The sequence below is a fragment of the Leifsonia sp. AG29 genome, from assembly GCF_009765225.1.
In the GTDB taxonomy this organism is placed as follows: Bacteria; Actinomycetota; Actinomycetes; order Actinomycetales; family Microbacteriaceae; genus Leifsonia.
This window is the reverse complement of record NZ_VMSF01000001.1, coordinates 680,109-696,764: the sequence shown is the minus strand read 5'-3', so window position 1 is coordinate 696,764 and position 16,656 is coordinate 680,109. Positions and strand designations below refer to the sequence as shown.

At 70.7% G+C, this 16,656-nt stretch carries 15 protein-coding genes and 1 tRNA gene; 1 reads left to right on the top strand and 15 read right to left on the bottom strand.

Features of this window, described 5'->3' with window-relative positions; translation table 11 throughout:
- The first annotated feature begins 96 nt into the window (after positions 1-96).
- The gene (locus FPT20_RS03450) at positions 97-1,539 is read left to right on the top strand and encodes a helix-turn-helix domain-containing protein (protein WP_158862608.1); all 1,443 of its coding nucleotides are present in this window, start codon (positions 97-99) and stop codon (positions 1,537-1,539) included.
- A gap of 27 nt (positions 1,540-1,566) precedes the next feature.
- On the opposite strand, the gene FPT20_RS03445 is transcribed toward FPT20_RS03450, so the two are convergent.
- The 15 genes from FPT20_RS03445 to FPT20_RS03375 form a co-directional block, all read right to left on the bottom strand.
- Positions 1,567-2,328 (bottom strand): 3-hydroxyacyl-CoA dehydrogenase, encoded by a 762-nt coding sequence (locus FPT20_RS03445; protein ID WP_158862606.1) that lies wholly within the window; start codon positions 2,326-2,328, stop codon positions 1,567-1,569.
- A 45-nt stretch (positions 2,329-2,373) separates the two neighbouring features.
- A complete protein-coding gene (locus FPT20_RS03440) occupies positions 2,374-3,564 on the bottom strand; it encodes a thiolase family protein (protein ID WP_158862604.1) in 1,191 nt (396 codons plus the stop codon).
- A gap of 1 nt (position 3,565) precedes the next feature.
- On the bottom strand, positions 3,566-5,029 hold the full coding sequence (locus FPT20_RS03435) for an NAD-dependent succinate-semialdehyde dehydrogenase (RefSeq protein ID WP_158862602.1): 1,464 nt from the start codon (positions 5,027-5,029) through the stop codon (positions 3,566-3,568).
- Positions 5,030-5,134: 105 nt separating this feature from the next.
- Positions 5,135-5,596, bottom strand: coding sequence for an Lrp/AsnC family transcriptional regulator (locus tag FPT20_RS03430; protein ID WP_158862600.1), 462 nt, complete (start codon positions 5,594-5,596; stop codon positions 5,135-5,137).
- Between the two features lie 113 nt (positions 5,597-5,709).
- Positions 5,710-6,441 (bottom strand): alpha/beta fold hydrolase, encoded by a 732-nt coding sequence (locus FPT20_RS03425; protein ID WP_158862598.1) that lies wholly within the window; start codon positions 6,439-6,441, stop codon positions 5,710-5,712.
- Between the two features lie 34 nt (positions 6,442-6,475).
- On the bottom strand, positions 6,476-7,345 hold the full coding sequence (locus FPT20_RS03420) for a pyruvate dehydrogenase (RefSeq protein WP_158862596.1): 870 nt from the start codon (positions 7,343-7,345) through the stop codon (positions 6,476-6,478).
- Between the two features lie 67 nt (positions 7,346-7,412).
- Positions 7,413-9,623: an MMPL family transporter gene (locus FPT20_RS03415; protein WP_158862594.1), complete on the bottom strand. Its 2,211-nt coding sequence runs from the start codon at positions 9,621-9,623 to the stop codon at positions 7,413-7,415.
- 88 nt (positions 9,624-9,711) lie between these two features.
- Positions 9,712-10,290 carry an isochorismatase family protein gene (locus FPT20_RS03410; RefSeq protein ID WP_158862592.1) on the bottom strand — a complete coding sequence of 193 codons (579 nt, stop codon included), beginning with the start codon at positions 10,288-10,290 and terminating at the stop codon, positions 9,712-9,714.
- A gap of 34 nt (positions 10,291-10,324) precedes the next feature.
- A complete protein-coding gene (locus FPT20_RS03405) occupies positions 10,325-11,857 on the bottom strand; it encodes a D-alanyl-D-alanine carboxypeptidase/D-alanyl-D-alanine-endopeptidase (protein ID WP_158862590.1) in 1,533 nt (510 codons plus the stop codon).
- 44 nt (positions 11,858-11,901) lie between these two features.
- Positions 11,902-12,114 carry a DUF2945 domain-containing protein gene (locus FPT20_RS03400; RefSeq protein WP_158862588.1) on the bottom strand — a complete coding sequence of 71 codons (213 nt, stop codon included), beginning with the start codon at positions 12,112-12,114 and terminating at the stop codon, positions 11,902-11,904.
- A 70-nt stretch (positions 12,115-12,184) separates the two neighbouring features.
- A complete protein-coding gene (locus FPT20_RS03395) occupies positions 12,185-12,886 on the bottom strand; it encodes an alpha/beta fold hydrolase (RefSeq protein ID WP_158862586.1) in 702 nt (233 codons plus the stop codon).
- A tRNA-Thr gene (locus FPT20_RS03390) sits at positions 12,877-12,949 on the bottom strand. Before FPT20_RS03390 ends, FPT20_RS03395 begins: the two co-directional genes overlap by 10 nt.
- A gap of 89 nt (positions 12,950-13,038) precedes the next feature.
- Positions 13,039-13,761, bottom strand: a complete 723-nt coding sequence (locus FPT20_RS03385; protein WP_233265372.1) for a TetR family transcriptional regulator — start codon at positions 13,759-13,761, stop codon at positions 13,039-13,041.
- An 87-nt stretch (positions 13,762-13,848) separates the two neighbouring features.
- A complete protein-coding gene (locus FPT20_RS03380) occupies positions 13,849-15,408 on the bottom strand; it encodes an alpha/beta hydrolase (protein ID WP_158862582.1) in 1,560 nt (519 codons plus the stop codon).
- Positions 15,405-16,628, bottom strand: a complete 1,224-nt coding sequence (locus FPT20_RS03375; RefSeq protein ID WP_158862580.1) for a DNA polymerase III subunit delta' — start codon at positions 16,626-16,628, stop codon at positions 15,405-15,407. The genes FPT20_RS03380 and FPT20_RS03375 overlap by 4 nt, the downstream gene beginning before the upstream one ends.
- Positions 16,629-16,656: the final 28 nt, after the last annotated feature.

Genomic DNA, 16,656 nt, shown 5'->3' with positions numbered 1-16,656 from the left:
TAAAGAACTGCTCTTGAACCCAGGATGGGCGAGATTCATGCCCCGAAACAGCGAAATCATCCGAAAGAATCGAGATTCTTGCGCTATCGTGAAGCCATGGACACTGTCGTCGCCGACGTCGCCACGCTCGGTCACCGCATCCGTCACTTCCGCACCCGCAACGGCCTCACGCTCGACGAGCTCGGGGCGCGCGCCGGTGTCGCGCCGAGTCAGCTGTCACTCATCGAGAACGGCAAGCGGGAGCCGCGCATCTCCCTGCTCTCTACGATCGCGTCCGCTCTGGGCGTCCCGCTTACCGACCTGCTCTCCTCCGAGCCACCGGACGAGCGCGCCGCCCTCGAGATCGAACTGGCTCGCGCGCAGCGGGGAACGCTCTACGCCTCCCTCGGCCTCCCGGCCGTGAAGCCGACCAAGGGGACGCCGACCGAGACCCTCAGGGCCCTGGTCGGCATGCACCGCGAGCTCTCGCGCCGAGCGAGCGAGGCGATCGCCACCCCCGAGGAGGCGCGGCGAGCCAACACGGAGCTCAGGGAGCGCATGCGCGAGCAGAACAACTACATTCCCGAGATCGAGCAGCTCGCGGTGGATCGCGTCCGCGCCGCCGGCCACGTGCGCGGCGCCCTCACGCACCGCACGGTCAGCGTCATGGCCGAGCAGCTGGGCTTCGACCTCATCTACGTGAACGACCTGCCCCGGTCGACCCGCTCCATCACCGACCTCGACAACGGCCGCATCTACCTCCCGCCGGCGTCGATCCCGGGCGGTCACGGCCTCCGCTCCATGGCGCTGCAGGCGATGGCGCACCGGCTCCTCGGGCACGAGCGGCCCGCGTCTTACGCCGACTTCCTGCGGCAGCGGCTCGAGATCAACTACTTCGCCGCGTGCTGCCTGATGCCGCGGGATGCGGCCGTTGCGTTCCTCCAGCAGGCCAAGAAGGACAAGGACCTCGCCGTCGAGGACTTCCGGGACGCTTTCGGTGTGACCCACGAGGCGGCCGCGCTCCGGCTCACCAACCTGGCCACGAGTCACCTCGACATGACGCTCCACTTCCTCCGCGTGGGCGACGACGGGGCGCTGTACAAGGGCTACGAGAACGACGGGCTCGTGCTCCCCACGGATGTGACCGGCTCCATCGAGGGCCAGGTCGTGTGCCGGAAGTGGGGAGCGCGCAACGCCTTCACCCGCACCAACCGGACCACCGAGCTGTACCAGTACACGGACACGCCCGCCGGGACCTTCTGGTGCGCGACCCAGGTGGGCACCACCTCCGAGGGCAGCTACTCGATCAGCGTGGGCGTCCCGTTCGACGAGGCCAAGTGGTTCCGCGGGCGGGAGACGACGGCGCGCGCCGAGTCGCACTGCCCCGACGAGTCCTGCTGCAAGCGCCCGGATGCGGAATTGTCGCAGCACTGGGCGGGCAAGGCGTGGCCGAGTGCCCGGCTGCACGCGCACATCCTGTCGCCGCTCCCCTCCGGGTCCTTCCCGGGGGTCGACGACTCGGACGTGTACACGTTCCTGGAGGCGCACTCCCAGAGCTGAGCGCGGGCGCCGCGGGCGCCGAAGCGGTTACCGCGGCTGCATCCGGATGGCCCCGTCGAGCCGGATCGTCTCGCCGTTGAGCATCGGGTTGTCGATGATCGCGCGCACGAGCTGCGCGTACTCGGACGGCCGGCCGAGCCGCGCAGGATGCGGGACCTGGGCGGCGAGCGAGGCCTGCGCCGCCTCGGGCAGCCCCGCCATCATCGGCGTCTCGAAGATGCCGGGCGCGATCGTCACGACGCGGATGAGGTCGCGAGCGAACTCGCGCGCGAGCGGCAGCGTCATCGCGGCGACGCCTCCTTTGGAGGCCGAGTACGCCGCCTGCCCGATCTGACCGTCGAACGCGGCGACCGAGGCTGTGTCGACGATCACGCCGCGCTCCTCCCCCACCGGTTCGGTCTTCACCATGGCGGCCGCAGCCAGCCGGATGACGTTGAAGGTTCCCACGAGGTTGACGCGGATGACGCGCTCGAAGAGCTCCAGCGGCTGGATGCCGTCGCGGCCCAGCACCTTGACCGCCGTGGCGATCCCGGCGCAGTTGACGACCACGCGCAGCGGCCCGAGCCCGCTCGCGGTGTCGACGGCCGCCTGGACCTGCGCCTCGTCCGTCACATCGGCCGGGACGAACCGGGCGTTCGGGCCGAGCGCGACCGCCGCCTTCTCCCCCTCCGACCGCGGCAGGTCGACGATCACGACCCGCGCGCCGGCCTCGGTGAGGGCGTGGGCGGTCGCGTTTCCGAGGCCGCTGGCACCGCCGGTGACCAGGGCGGAGCATCCGTCGATCAGCATGGGGATCCTTCCGTTCGGTGTTCGTGGTTCAGGAGGGGCGGGGGGTCAGCGCAGCACTTCGATGAGGGTCGCGTTGGCTGTCCCGCCGCCCTCGCACATCGTCTGCAGACCGTAGCGGCCGCCGGTGTCTTCGAGCTCGCACAGCAGGGTGCCGAGGAGGCGCGTGCCCGAGGAGCCGAGCGCGTGGCCCAGCGCGATCGCGCCTCCACGCGGGTTGAGCCGCTCCGGGTCGGCGCCGAACTCGCGGAGCCACAGGAGGGGCACGGAGGCGAACGCCTCGTTGACCTCGTAGGCGTCGATCTCGTCGATGCCGAGTCCGCTGCGCTCGAGGAGCCGGCGCGTGGCCGGCACGATCCCGGTGAGCATGAGCAGCGGGTCGGAGCCGGTGACGGCGAACGAGTGGAATCGCGCGCGCGGGCGCAGGCCCAGCCGGTCGGCGGCCTCCCGGCTCATGATGAGCGCCGCCGACGCGCCGTCGGTGAGGGGCGACGAGTTGCCCGCGGTGATGCGCCACTCCAGTTCCGGGAACCGCTTGGCGAGCTTCTCCGTCCGGAACGCGGGCGGCAGCGCGGCGAGCTTCTCGGCGGTCGTGCCGGGCCGGATGGTCTCGTCGGCGTTCACGCTGCCCGAGTCCGGCGTCGGCACGGCGATCAGTTCGCGGTCGAACGCGCCGTCGGCCGCTGCACGCGCCGCACGGGACTGGGAGGCGGCGGCGAAATCATCCAGCTCGGTGCGCGACATGCTCCACCGGTGCGCGATCAGCTCGGCGGCGACGCCCTGACCGACCAGGCCGTCGGGGTACCGCGAGTGGAGGAGCTCCCCGCCGAGCGAGGCGCCGGCCGCGTCCGACCCCATGGGCACGCGGCTCATCGACTCGACGCCGCACGCGATGACGACGTCATAGGCTCCGGCGATCACGCCCTGGGCGGCGAACGCGGCCGCCTGCTGGCTCGAGCCGCACTGCCGGTCGATCGTCACCGCGGGGACGCTCTCGGGGAAACCGGCGCTCAGCACAGCCGTCCGGATGACGTTGGCCGCCTGCTCCCCGGTCTTCGTGACGCACCCGCCGATGACGTCGTCGACGATCGCGGGATCGAGGCCGTTCCGCGCGGCGAGCTCGATGAGCACGCCCGCGAGGAGGTCGGCGGGGTGGATGTCCGACAGCTCGCCGTCCGGCTTCCCGCGGCCGGACGGCGTCCGGACGACGTCGACGATGACCGCTTCGCGCGCCTCCATGTCAGGCACCGAACGGGTTGGGCGTGAGCGTGTACTTGGTCGAGAGGTACTCGTGGATGCCCTCGAACCCTCCCTCTCGGCCGAGCCCGGACTGCTTCACACCGCCGAAGGGCGCCGCCGCGTTCGAGATGACGCCGACGTTGAGCCCCATCATGCCGGTCTGGAGGCGCTCGATCATCCGCTGCCCGCGGGCCAGGTCCTTGGTGAAGACGTAGGAGACGAGCCCGAACTCGGTGTCGTTGGCGATGCGGACGGCCTCGTCCTCGTCCGTGAAGCGCACGATCGAGAGCACGGGACCGAAGATCTCCTGCCGGAGGATCTCGCTCCCGGCGCGCACGTCGGTCACGACCGTCGGCTCGAAGAAGGTCCCTCGGCCGTCGACGCGCGAGCCTCCCGTCAGCACGGACGCGCCGCGCGACACGGCGTCCTCGAGGAGCTCGGCCGCCTTGTCGACGGCGGCCTCGTTGATCAGCGGCCCGATCGCGACGCCCTCCTCGGTGCCCCGTCCGATCTTCATCGCCGAGACCCGCTCGGTGACCCGCCGCGCGAACTCATCGGCGACGGACTCGTGGACGATGAAGCGGTTGGCCGCGGTGCACGCCTCCCCGATGTTGCGGAACTTGGCGAGCATCGCTCCATCGACGGCCCTGTCGAGGTCGGCGTCGTCGAAGACCACGAACGGCGCGTTGCCGCCGAGCTCCATGGAGGTGCGCAGCACGTTCTCCGACGCCTGCTGCAGGAGCTTGCGGCCGACCTCGGTCGACCCCGTGAATGACAACTTGCGCAGGCGCGGGTCGGCGATGATCGGCGCCGAGACCTTCCCCGACGTGGAGGTTGTGATGACGTTGAGCACGCCGGCCGGCAGCCCCGAGTCCTCCAGGAGGCGAGCGAAGTAGAGCGTCGTGAGCGGGGTCAGCTCGGCCGGCTTGATGACCACGGTGCAGCCCGCGGCGAGGGCGGGAGCGATCTTGCGGGTCGCCATCGCGAGCGGGAAGTTCCACGGCGTGATGAGGAAGCACGGACCGACCGGATGCTGGGACACGATCATGCGGCCCGTCCCCTCGGGATTGGCCCCGTAGCGGCCGGAGATGCGCACCGCCTCCTCGGAGAACCAGCGCAGGAACTCGCCGCCGTACGTGACCTCGCCGTTGGCTTCGGCGAGAGGCTTGCCCATCTCGAGCGTCATCAGCAGCGCGAACTCGTCCCGACGCTCCTGCAGCAGGTCGAACGCTCGGCGCAGGATCTCACCGCGGGTACGAGCCGGGGTCGCCGCCCACGAGTCAGCGGCGGCGACCGCGGCGTCCAGAGCGCGCAGCCCGTCCTCGGGTGTGGCATTGGCGATGCGCTTGATGAGATCGCCGGTCGCGGGGTCGTAGACGTCGAGCGTCCCGGCCGATCCCTCCTGCCACGTCCCGTCGATGAACAGTCCGTCGGGCACCCGCTCCAGCAGGCTCTTCTCATCCATGCGTTCTTTCCCTTCGTCTTCCTCAGCTCCTGTCTACCCGCCGTGCGGCGTTCCGTCAGGGGCCCGTTCCGGACAGCCCGTCGCGCTGCTGGCGCGTCGGTCGCGTCACGAGTCGACCGCGGCCAGCACCAGCGGCACCGAGCGGTGATCGATCTCGGTCGACAGGGCGATCACCGTGGAGGTGCGGGTGATGCCCGGCACGCTGACGATACGGTCGATGACCCGCTGCAGGTCGGCGTTGGACCGAGCCACCGCCCTGATCAGCAAGTCGCCGGCGCCGGTGATGGTGTGCACCTCGAGCACCTCCGGGATATCGCGGAGGTGCTCCACGGCGGCACGGTCGCTCTGTGCGATCTCCGCCGTCACGAAGGCGGTCACAGGGTAGCCCAGCCGTTCGGCATCGATGGTCGGGGCGAAGTCGCGCACGACGCCCGAGCGCTGCAGGCGGTCGAGGCGCGCCTGCACGGTTCCCCGAGCGACGCCCAGCCGCCGGGAGGCCTCGAACACGCCGAGCCGGGGCTCGTCCGTCAGCAACGCGATCAGATCGGCGTCGAGCCTGTCGATCATGCGGCCTCCTTCGGTCCTCGCACATCGTACGACGGGGAGTCCGGTGCGCCTACAGTCTGACGTCACCTCTCAGGGAAGGCAGGGCACGATGCCGCCACGACCCGACGGGACGCTCAGGCCGGCGAGACCGGCGACCGACCGAGGAGGAACGGGAGGGCGGCCTGCTTGAACCCGCGGGCGCTCAGCGCGGTCACGTGATTCCGCTTCGGGAGGCGCACCAGCTCGGCCCCGAGTAGCCGCGCCGCCTCGTCGGCGCCCTCGGCGACGGGATCGACGTCGCCGACCACGAGCAGCGTCGGGACCGTCGAGCTGAGCGGCAGCGGGTGCGCGGCCATCCCGGTCGCGCACGCCGCGAGGGCCTCCCGGTCGACGCCGGGTGCCTGGCGGATGGAGGCGAGCAGCGGCTCGAGCGGTGAGCCGGCGGGAGGCTGAGCGCCGTCGAGCAGAGCGGCCCGCACCGCCTCCACCCCCGACCGCGCGAACTGCTCGACCGTGCCGACGCCGCCGACCACGAGGCGACGGACACGATCGGGGGCGATGCCGGCCAGCGCCAGGGCGACCCAGCTGCCCATGGAGTACGCGACGACGTCGACGCTGGGGAGCGCCTCCTGGTCGAGGACGCCGAGCAGATCGGTCGCCAGCAGCGACGGAGAGTACTCGGCCGGATCGTGCGGCGCCTCGCTCGCCCCGTGGCCGCGCAGGTCGGGGACGAGGGCGCCGCGTCCGGCATCGGCGAGCGCGGCCACCCAGCCCGTCGCCTCCCAGGTGAGCGCCCCCGTGGTCGCGAAGCCGTGCACGAGGAGGACGGGGTCGGGACCCGGGTGACGCTCGACGTGAATCCGCACCGGACCTCCGCTCGTGATGTCGACTCCGCCCAGATTAGGCGACGGAGGCGCGCCGGAGCACCGACGACCGGCTCAGCGCGCCGCCGACGAGCTCGGCGCGGACCCGCGCGGCCAGCGTGTCGGCGATGTCGGTCACGCCGGCGAAGAAGCTGTCGGGCGTTCCCGGGATCTCCCGTAGGCGCTGCTCGCAGCGGGCGAGGGGGTCGCGGGGGGCCGGGCCGTCGCCCTGCCTGCCGTCATCGACAGTGACCAGCACGGGTCCTGCTCCCCGGCGTGCGCGCTCGAGCGCCGAGGTCGTCCCCCGGAGGACGGCGAGCACGTCCGAGCCGTCGACGGCGATCTCGTGCGGCGGCCGGGAGGAGGCGCCTCCCCAGGCGCTGACGGCACCGTCGCGGGCGACGAGCACGAGCGGGAGGTTCGCCGTCAGCGCCGTCGACAGCGCCTCCTGCGTCTCCGGCGAGGCCGCACCCGGGCCGCGGTCGAGGAGGGCGACCGCCACGGCGCCGGTCCGGTCGAGGCGCGCACAGAGCGCCCACCCGGCTGCGTGAGCGACGTGCGCGTCCGAGTCGCGCGGAGCGGTGCCGGCACGCGAACGCTCGGCCAGGGCCGCTGCGGCATCGCCACGCGTCGCGACGGCCGCACCGAGCGAACGCGGAGACGCGAAGACGGCGTCGCGGGAGAGGTCGAGCGCGGCGACGGCGCCGACGGCCACCGCCTCCTGGCCTCGAGCGGAGGCGTAGCCGGGGAGGACGCCGCGCACCGCGAGCGCCGCCCCCTCGATGTCGAGCCGGCGGATCATGGCCATGGAGCGATACACCCGGCGGAGAAGGGCGGCCTCGTCGCCACGCGCGTGCGGAGCGACGGAGGGACCGGCCAGCTCGGGGGCGAGACCGGTGATCGTCATCCCGTCAGCTTTTCGCAGCGCCCCCGGTGAGGCAACGGCACCGCTCCGAGCTGGTCAGGCTGTGCAGTCAGCTCGCCGTCTCGGCCGCTTCGCTGGGCAACCTGTCGCGCCAGAGCCGCGACGGCCACCAGATCGTCCGCCCGATGTCGTACGAGAGAGCGGGCACGAGCAGGGATCGGACGACGACCGTGTCGAGCAGCACGCCGAAGGCGACGATGAACGCGATCTGGACGAGGAACAGGATCGGGATCACAGCGAGCGCGGCGAAGGTCGCGGCGAGGACGACGCCGGCCGACGTGATCACGCTTCCGGTCATGCCCAGCCCCCGGAGGATGCCCGGACGCGTACCGATCCGGAGGGACTCCTCCCGCACGCGGGTCATCAGGAAGATGTTGTAGTCCACGCCCAGGGCGACCAGGAACACGAATCCGAACAGCGGCACGGCGGCATCAGCGCCCGGGAACCGGAACACGTGATCGAAGACGAGCGCCGAGACGCCCAGCGCTGCCGCGTACGAGAGCACGACGCTCCCGATCAGCAGGAGGGGCGCCACGATCGAGCGCAGCAGCAGCATGAGGATGACGAGGATGACCGCGAGGACGATCGGGATGATCTTCGCGAGGTCGCTCTGGGCCGTCTCGTTGGTGTCGAGAGCGATCGCGGTGACCCCGCCGACGAGCGCGGAATCGTCGACCGACGGCAGCGTGCTGCGGAGCGTCTTCACGACCTGCTCCGCGGACGAGGAGTCCGGCTCGGCGGAGAGCGTCGCCTGGATGAGGACGCGGCCGTCGACCACCACCGGCTGCGGAGCACCGGCCGCTCCCGGCGCGCCGGGCCGCACATTGCCGGCGTAGTAGGTCGCCGCGGCGATCCCGTCGGTGGCCTTGGTCTTCGCGAGGACATCGGCCGCCTTCGCCTGGTCGGCCACGATCACCACCGGCGAACCCGAGCCGGCGTCGAAATGCTTGGCGAGGACGGACTGGCCGTCTCTCGCATCGGACTGCGAGAGGACCACGTCGGTCTGCTGGACGCCGTTCGCCTTCAGCTGCGGGAGACCGAGCACGCAGAGGACCAGGAGCCCGAAGGCGACCAGCCACGTCACCCGCGGGCGACGCGCGATGAGGCTGCCGACGCGCCTCCACAGGCCGCTGATGCCCTCGAGACCGGCCACAGCCACCGCTCCGGCATGGCTCAGGCGACGCTCCTCGGCGCCGACCTTGGGCCGGAACGGCCAGAAGGCGGCACGCCCGAACACCGCGATGAGCGCGGGCAGCAGCGTGAGGGCGGACAGCAGGGCGAAGACGATGCCGATCGCCGCGATCGGCCCGAGGCTCTTGTTCGAGTTGAGGTCGGAGAACAGGAGGCACAGCAGCGCCAGGATGACGGTCGCGCCCGACGCGACGATGGGCTCCAACGCCGCCCGCCACGCCTGGACGACGGCTACCCAGCGGGACTCCTCGTGCTCGAGCGCCTCCCGGTAGCGGGCCACCAGGAGGAGCGAGTAGTCCGTCGCGGCGCCGATCACGAGGATCGACAGGATGCCCTGACTCTGCCCGGACAGCTTGATCCAGCCCCAGAGCGCGAACAGGTAGACGAAGAGGATCGCCGCACACAGGGCGAAGATCGACGTGAAGAGCACGAGGAAGGGCAGGAGGAGCGCCCGATACACGAGCAGCAGGATCACGAAGACGGCGGCGACCGCCACGAGCAGGAGGATGCCGTCGATGCCGCCGAACGCATTGACGAGGTCGGCCGTCAGCCCGGCCGGCCCGGTGACCCAGGCCTTCGTGCCGCTCGGGAGGTTGTCATCGACGACCGAGCGCAGGTCCGCGACGACCGTCTTCACCTCGTTCGAGTCGGCGATCGGGACGATGTACTGCACCGCCAGGCCGTCCTTCGACGGGATCGGTCCGGCCACGCTCGTCTGCTGCCCCTTGTCGGGCGCCTGCACCCCGTTCACCGTGGCGAGCTTCTCGGCGAGCTGCTGGTATGTCGTCCCGAGTTCCTGCTTCGGGATCGCGCTGTCGGCGGTGACGACCACGATCGCGGGGATGGCGTTGGAGGCGGTGAACCGCTTCTGCCAGGCCTGAACCTCGGTCGATTCCGCACTGGCGGGCAGGAACGCGGCCTGGTCGTTGCTCGAAACTCCCGAGAGCTTGCCGAACGTGGGGCCGCCGAGGCCGCCGAGCGCCAGCCACACCAGGATGAGCACGCTCGGCACGACGATGCGCAGCCACAGAGGAGGGACGTGGCTCTTGCGGACAGAACGGTCGGACACGACGCCTCCAGGTAGCTCGCTGAATTAGTAGTCAGCTTACTGTCGATTCGGGTCGGCCTCCACCCCTGGACGCGCGGACGGCGCGTCGTCAGGAGTGGACGATGTCGGCGCCCGCACGTTCCAGTTCCGCGAGCGCGGCCTCGGAGCTCGCCGGTGCCACGCCGGCGACGAGATCGGTCAGGACCCGGACCCGGCGCCCCCGCGCCAGCGCGTCGAAGGCGGAGGCGCGTACGCAGTAGTCGGTCGCGATCCCGGTGACGTCGATCGCGTCGATGCCGTGCTCGTCGAGGATGTTGTGCACCGTCGACCCCGCCTCCGTCCGGCCCTCGAAGATCGAGTAGGCGGGAACGCCCTGCCCCTTCCGCACGTGGTATCCGACACGGGAGGTGTCGAGCGCCGGGTGGTACTCGGCGCCCGCCGTTCCGGCGACGCAGTGCACGGGCCACGTCTGGACGTAGTCAGGAGCGCCCTCTGTCGCGAAGTGACCGCCGTTGTCGTTGTCGGCGTCGTGCCAGTCGCGGCTCGCCATGATGACCTTGTACTCGCCGGAGTGCGCGCGAAGATACTCGGTGATCCCAGCCGCGACCGCCGCACCGCCGTCGACCCCGAGAGCGCCGCCCTCGGTGAAGTCGTTCTGTACGTCGATGATGAACAGCGCCTTGCTCATGCGTCCCTCCCGGTCCGCCGGTCGGCCGGCGGCGTCAGTTGTTCGACAGGTTGTCGCCGCACTTGTAGAAGCCGGTGACGAGCGTGTCGATCGCCTGCTTGGCATTGTCGCTCACAGGGCCGAGCGCGAACACGGCGAAGGTCAGCTTGGTCCCGTCTGCCGAGTCGACGATGCCGGCCAGCGTGTAGCCGTTGTTGATCCAGCCGGTCTTGGCGTGGACGGCCCCGCGCGCCACCGAGTTCGCTCCGGTGAACCGGCTGTAGCCCGGGCCGAGGGTACCGGACTGGCCGGAGACCGGAAGCCCGTTGTAGACGACGCCGAGGCCGTTGTCGCCGTTCATCACCTTGACGAACAGCTTCGTCAGATACGACGGAGGGACGGCGTTGTCGCCGCTGAGGCCCGAGCCGTCGGCGATGTGGATGCCGGTCGTGTCGATCCCGTAGCCCTTGAGGCCGGCCAGCACACCCGCATTCTCGGCATCGAAGGTGTTGCCCGCCCCGGTCTTGATCGCGACCAGCCGCGCCAGTTCCTCCATGATCGTGTTGTCGGAGTACTGCATGGCCTGGTCGATGAGAGTGGTCACCGGCTGCGACTGCACGACCGCGAGCTGGCGCGCGCCCGCCGGCGCGGTGCCCGAGCTCACCGGGACGCTCGTGCCCAGGAACTGCTGGAAGTACGTGACGGCGCGGCCGACCGGGTCGGTGCTGCGCGGGGATTCGACCGCGCCCGGATCGTCACGGTCACCGTCGACCATGAGGGCGGTCATGTACGGCGTGGAGCCCTCGACGACGCGCTCCTCGTGCTCGTCCCAGCTGGGCTGCCACTGCGGGCCCGCGAAGAGGGAGGTGTCGACCACGATCGACGTGACCGGCTGGCCGCCGAGCGCCTGCTTGGTCTGGGCCGCCAGGTCGGCGATCGAGGGCGCACCCGTGTAGAACGCACCCTGGCCTCCGGGGAGGCGCGACAGCGTCACATCGCCGCCGCCGATGATCACGACCTGCCCCGGAGCCGACCCGGCCACGACCCGCGTCTGCACGCGGTAGTCCGGGCCGAGGGTGGCGAGAGCCGCAGCGGACGTGAGGGTCTTCAGCACGGAGGCCGTGGGGCCCGGCTTGCCGCCGTTACGGTCGAACAGGGTCTCGCCGGTGGTGGCGTTGACGACCTGGGCCTCCAGGTTGCCGAGGCGGCCGTCCTGCGCCAGGGAGGCGACGGAGCACGTGCGGATGCGGGCGGCGGCGACCTGATTCGCTGGGACCGGGCGCGCTGTGGCTGTCGGCGTGGGAGTCGGGGTGGGGGTCTTCTGAGCGGGCGTTGCGGAGGGGTGTGCGGATGCGGTTGCCGGCCCGGCTGCGGCGGATTCGCCTCCGACCGTGGCGCCCAGGGCGACGCTGCCCGTGCCGAGGATGATGAGCGCGGCGGCACCGCCGGCCGCGATCCAGGTCTTCGGGTGCTTGCGGATCGCCGCCATCACGCCCGCTGTCGCCGCCGAGACGCGACCGGACCGACGGGGGTCGGCGGTTCGCCGACCGGTGGGCGCGCCGGTGCCGGGCTCCTCCGTTTCGTGCATCCGGGTATGGTACCCGGCTCACCTGAACGGGGGAACCGCGCCGGTCAGCTCTTCTTGCGGAGCGCCTCCGGCTTGTGGACGGCCTCCTTGCCCGACTTGTCACTCTTCACGAGGTACTGCGGGTCGTCTTCGGATGCGGAGACTTTCCGGCCGGCCGCCTCGGTCTCTTCCGTGATCTTGCCCTCGACCGTCCCTGGGACGTCGACACCGTGTGAGGACCACTCGACGTGATCGCCCTTGCTGAACTCAGCGCTCATGCTGCGCAGCCAACCACGGGTTGGGGCGCGGCGCCAGGTGCGCGATGACGCTCGTGCGGGACCAGCAGCATCACGCCGACCCTGGCTCTCGAGCGAGGAACTCGACCAGCGCGTCGGTGAGCTCGCCGGGCGCGTCCTCTGCCATGTGGTGACCGGAGTCGATCCTATGTCCCCGAACATCGACGGCCCAATTCCGCCAGATCTCGCGTGGGTCGCCGAACAGCTGTTCCAGGTCGTCGCGCAACGACCCGAGCACGAGTAGCGGTTGCGTCATTTTGCGGCCGGCCGCTCGGTCTGCCTCCTCGTCCCGGCGATCGATCGTGAGGCCGGCTCGGTAGTCCTCGAGCATCGCCCGCACCACCCGCGGGTTGCGCATTGCGCGCCGCCACTCGTCGTGATTCTCGGTGCCCATCCGCTCGGGATCGCCGTGGTACCAGGCGTCCGGATCTGCCAGGATCACGCGCTCCGGGGTGTGGGGCTGCGCGAAGAAGAACCAGTGCCACCATTGAGTGGCGAACTCCGGCGTGATGCGATCCAGATGCTCCACGATCGGAATACTGTCCATCAGCACCACCCGATCGACCGCACCAGGGTGGTCGAACGCCAGCCGGGACGCCACATAGCTTCCCCGGTCGTGTCCGATTAGTGCGAACCGATCGTGGCCGAGGGCGCGAGCCACCGCGAGAATCCGCTCGGCCGACGCGCGTTTGGAGCCGCTGCAATGGCGGAAAGGCCCCGTCCGAGGACGGGACCGAGAATGGGAGCCGCCCAAGGGAATCGAACCCTTGACCTTCTCATTACGAGTGAGATGCTCTGCCGACTGAGCTAGGGCGGCGTGGCCGGGCTTCCGCTCGGCGCACAGTCAGATAGCTTACCCGATCCCGCGGGGTGCTGCTGACACCGGCGAACACCGCGGGCGACCCGTCAGCGAACCTGGCTGCCGAGATTCGCGAGCTGCTCGAACGACGTGCGGAGGCGGTCGGCGAGCGGCTCCACTCCCCCGTGGTCCGCCCAGCACGACCAGGCGTGCCGCATGCCGGCGAACGCGACGTAGGTGACGAGGCGCGCTCGCTGGTGCAGCGCCTCCCGGTCGGCGGCGAGCTCGGGGTCGTCGTGGGCGAGACGACGCTCGACGACTTCGCTCAGAGCCTCCTCAAAGGTGCGCATCGACGCCATCCGCTGAGCGAAGAGCTCCGGGTTGTCCTTCAGGAGCGCCCTGCGGAGGGTGTGCATCTTCTGCATCGTCGAGGCCGGATCGTGGAGGGCGTCGTCGCCCGAGGCCCCGTCGACGGGGATGCCCGGATCGCCGAGGTCTCCCCCGACGATCGCCGCGATGAGGAGGTGGCTGATGCCCTCGAGGATCGGCTCCTGCGGGCCCGCCGCGATGAAGCGCTCGATCGTCTCCTCGCCGGGGAGCTCCGGCAGCTCGCCGATGATCGCCGTCTCTTTCGAGGGGAAATAGTTGAAGAACGTGCGAGGCGAGACGTTGGCCGCGTGGCTGATCTCGTCGATCGTGACGCGGTCGAACCCGCGCTCGGTGGCGAGGCCGAGGGCGGCCAGCTGGATGGCCCGCCGGGTAGCGATGCGCTTGCGCTCACGCAGCCCGAGCTCGCTCCCGTCGATGACGGTTTCGGTTGCCGGAGTCACGCTCTCGATTATTTCATCCTCTGCAAAATTGCACCACCGCCGGGGCCGGGTGCGGCCTTCGCGCATCGAACGCGCGGGTTCGGTGGATCAGCAGGTCTTCCCGGCCGTGGGGACGGTGCCATGGACGAGGAAGTCGTCCACCGTTCCGTTCACGCACGAGTTCGACTTGTTGTAGGCGGTGTGGCCTTCGCCGCGGTAGGTGAGCAGGTGCCCGTTCTCGAGTTCGGACGCGAGGTTCTTCGCCCAGACGTACGGGGTGGCCGGGTCGTTGGTCGTGCCGATGACGAGGATGGGTGCCGACCCCTTGGCGTGGATCGGGGCGCGCTGCACAGTGGACTGATACGGCCACGTGCCGCAGCTGAGCTCCCCGTAAGCCATGTACGGCCCGATCACCGGCGCGACCTGGGCGAGCTGAGCGGCGTTGGCCCGCATCGCCGGGACGCTCGCGTCGACCGGGTAGTCGAGGCAGTTGATGGCCGTGAAGGCCTCCGTGCCGTTGTCTGAGTACGTGCCGTCGCTGTTGCGGTCGTTGTAGGAGTCGGCCAGCACGAAGGCCACGGAGGCGTCGCCCTTCATCACCGAGTCGAACAGCTTGGTCAGGTACGACCAGGCCGTGGCGTCGTACAGCGGCGTGATGATCGCGGTGAGGAGAGTGTTGGCGCCCAGCTCCCTCCCGTCGGAGTTGCGGATGGGGCTGCGGTCGACGCTGGCGAGCAGCTGGCCGACGGTCGTCATGGCCTGGTCGACCGTTCCGGTGAACGGGCAGCCCTTCTGGCTCAGGCAGTCCTTGAGGTAGGCGCGGAGGGCGCTCTCGAACCCCTGGGCCTGCACCATGGTGACGTCGGCGTTGCTCGCGGCGGGGTCGAGGGCGCCGTCGAGCACCAGGCGGCCGGTCTTGCCGGGGTAGAGGTCGGCATACGTGGCCCCGAGGTAGGTGCCGTACGAGTAACCGAGATAGTTGAGCTTCTTGTCGCCGAGCACCGCGCGCAGCAGGTCGAGGTCGCGCGCCGCGCTGACGGTGTCGACGTGCGCCAGCAGCTTCTGGGATTTCTGATCGCAAGCGGCGGCGAACCCCTTCGCCGTCTCGGTGTTCGCCGCGAGCCACTCGTCAGAGCCGCGCACGCCGGGCGTGATGCCGTACAGGTAGTCGTCCATCTGCTTCGGGTCGTAGCACTTGACGGCGGTCGATCGGCCGACCCCGCGAGGATCGAAACCGACGACGTCGAACGAGTCCTGGAGGGTCTTGTCGGTCGCGTAGTCGACCGAGTCCTTGACGAAGTCGTAGCCGGAGGCGCCGGGGCCACCGGGGTTGACCAGCAGGGAGCCCTGCCGGTCCCCCTTCGCCTGCTGCCGGATCAGCGCGAGCTCGATCTCGCCTGCCGCCGGGTGCTGCCAGTCGAGGGGCGCCTTCGCCGTGGCGCACTGCTTGCCGGAGTCGCAGTTCGACCAGGTGAGGGTCTGCGAGTAGAACGGCTGAAGATCGGTGGCCACCTTCTCGGGAGACGGTGTGGAGGTCTGCACGGACTTCGGGGGTATCAACCAGGTCACGCACCCGGTCAGGGTGAGCGCGAGCACGGCTGCGACGGCGACGATGGCCGTACGGACGCCGCGACGTCGGCCAGCGGACCGTCCGGGTCGGGTGGTCACAGGTCGGTCCCCTTTCGAGCGGCCGTGCCGCGCAGGATGGTGATCAGCATCGCCTCGAGGGCGAGCACGGGCGCGACGTTCGCCTCGATCCGTTCGCGGGCCGTGGCGATGGCGTCCATCGCGGCGAGCGTATCGGCGGGACTCGTGTGCTCGCTGAGAGCTCGGAGCTGCGCCAGGATCTCGGTGTTCACGAGTTCGCTGCGGCTGTCGAGCTGGAGCATCATGACGTCGCGGTAGACGGAGAGCAGGTCGACGAGGATGCGGTCGATCCCATCGCGGAGGCCTCGCGTCGCTCGGCGCTTCTGGTCATCTTCGAGCTGCCGCAGCTGGCCGCGGAGCGCGGGCGGGATGCTGCCCCCGGGCTCGATCCCGAGCGACCGGAGCGCGTGTTCGCGCTCCTCGGCGTCGCGCTCCTCCGTGATCGCCTTGGCGTCGGCCCCGGCGATCTCGAGGAGGCTCGCCGCCGCCAGCACGGCGTCGGAGACGGACCGGATGCCGAGGGCGAGCTCGAGGGTGCGCTCGCGGCGGCGCCGCGCCTCCTCGTGGGTGGCGAGCCGGTGCGCCATGCCGATGTGGCTCTGGGCGTGCCGGGCGGCGCGCTCGGCGGTCGCGGGGTCGACCCCGTCGCGGCGCTCGATCAGCCGGGCGACGTCGTCGACGCTGGGCACCGCCAGTCGCACGGTGCGGACGCGGGAGCGGATCGTCGGGAGGAGGTCGGCGTCGCTCGGCGCGCAGAGGATCCACACCGTGCGCTCGGGCGGCTCCTCCAAGGCCTTCAGGAGGACGTTGGAGGTGCGTTCGGTCATCCGGTCGGCGTCTTCGATGATCATGACGCGATAGCGCCCGACCGACGGCGCGAACTGGGAAGTGGCGACGAGCGACCGCACCTCGTCGATCGAGATGATGACGCGGTCGGTGCTGAGCACGGCGAGGTCGGGGTGAGTCCGCGCCTCTACCTGCCGCTGCGTCGCGAGGTCGCCCTCCGGGGTGCCGGGGCTCAGCAGCGCCGTGGCGAACGCGAAGGCGAGGTTGGACCGACCGGACCCCGGCGGCCCCGTGATCAGCCACGAGTGCGTCATCCCGCGGCCGTCGGCTCCGGCGGCCTCGGCCACTGCTCCGGCTTCGTGGAGGGACGGCGCACCTCGTTTGCCGCTCTCGGCGGCGGCGCGGACGACCGCGATCGCGTCTTCCTGACCGGTCAGGTCGTCCCACACTGCCATGTGCTCCAGGCTAGCTGGCACCGGGGAC